Source organism: Vagococcus allomyrinae, from assembly GCF_017829975.1.
GTDB classification, from domain to species: Bacteria; Bacillota; Bacilli; order Lactobacillales; family Vagococcaceae; genus Vagococcus_D; species Vagococcus_D allomyrinae.
This window is the reverse complement of sequence record NZ_JAEEGA010000039.1, coordinates 1827-3403: the sequence shown is the minus strand read 5'-3', so window position 1 is coordinate 3403 and position 1577 is coordinate 1827. Positions and strand designations below refer to the sequence as shown.

General features: G+C 51.3%; 2 rRNA genes (1 of these 2 only partly in view). Both read right to left on the bottom strand.

What is annotated here, in order from left to right:
• A 5S ribosomal RNA gene (rrf, locus tag I6N95_RS26845) occupies window positions 1-84 on the bottom strand; the annotation flags it as partial.
• 104 nt (window positions 85-188) lie between these two features.
• Window positions 189-1577, bottom strand: a 23S ribosomal RNA gene (locus tag I6N95_RS26840) (it continues 1625 nt past the right edge of the window).

Sequence of the window (1577 nt, the reverse complement as noted above, 5' to 3'; positions counted from 1 at the left end):
CCCCCAACTACCATCGGCGCTAAGAAGCTTAACTACTGTGTTCGGCATGGGAACAGGTGTATCCTTCTTGCTATCGCCACCACACTTAAGTGATGTACTATCTATTAAGTTGAGATTGCTTTCGCTCACTCAAAACTGGATGTTGAAATAATCAATCAAAACGTGCCGTGACTCCTACGTCTTAAATCTTGGTTAAGTCCTCGACCGATTAGTACTAGTCCGCTCCATACATCACTGTACTTCCACTTCTAGCCTATCTACCTGATCGTCTCTCAGGGGTCTTACTTCCCGAAGGAATGGGAAATCTCATCTTGAGGGGGGCTTCACGCTTAGATGCTTTCAGCGTTTATCCCGTCCACACGTAGCTACCCAGCGATGCTCTTGGCAGAACAACTGGTACACCAGCGGTGTGTCCATCCCGGTCCTCTCGTACTAAGGACAGCTCCTCTCAAATTTCCTGCGCCCGCGACGGATAGGGACCGAACTGTCTCACGACGTTCTGAACCCAGCTCGCGTGCCGCTTTAATGGGCGAACAGCCCAACCCTTGGGACCGACTACAGCCCCAGGATGCGACGAGCCGACATCGAGGTGCCAAACCTCCCCGTCGATGTGGACTCTTGGGGGAGATAAGCCTGTTATCCCCAGGGTAGCTTTTATCCGTTGAGCGATGGCCCTTCCATGCGGAACCACCGGATCACTAAGTCCGTCTTTCGACCCTGCTCGACTTGTAGGTCTCGCAGTCAAGCTCCCTTATGCCTTTGCACTCTGCGAATGATTTCCAACCATTCTGAGGGAACCTTTGAGCGCCTCCGTTACTCTTTAGGAGGCGACCGCCCCAGTCAAACTGCCCATCTGACACTGTCTCCCATCACGATAAGTGATGCGGGTTAGAATGGTCATAACACAAGGGTAGTATCCCACCAATGCCTCCACCGATACTAGCGTACCGGCCTCTACGGCTCCTACCTATCCTGTACATGTGTCACAAACATTCAATATCAAATTACAGTAAAGCTCCATGGGGTCTTTCCGTCCTGTCGCGGGTAACCTGCATCTTCACAGGTACTAAAATTTCACCGAGTCTCTCGTTGAGACAGTGCCCAAATCGTTACGCCTTTCGTGCGGGTCGGAACTTACCCGACAAGGAATTTCGCTACCTTAGGACCGTTATAGTTACGGCCGCCGTTTACTGGGGCTTCAATTTTGAGCTTCGCTTACGCTAACCCATCCTCTTAACCTTCCAGCACCGGGCAGGCGTCAGCCCCTATACGTCATCTTTCGATTTTGCAGAGACCTGTGTTTTTGATAAACAGTCGCTTGGGCCTATTCACTGCGGCTGACCTTGCGGTCAGCACCCCTTCTCCCGAAGTTACGGGGTCATTTTGCCGAGTTCCTTAACGAGAGTTCGCTCGCTCACCTTAGGATGCTCTCCTCGACTACCTGTGTCGGTTTGCGGTACGGGCAGTGTCATTCTTCCTAGAAGCTTTTCTTGGCAGTGTGATGTCAGAAACTTCGGTACTTTAATTTCCCTCCCCATCACAGCTTGTCCTTAATGATCGTAAGCATTTAACTCACC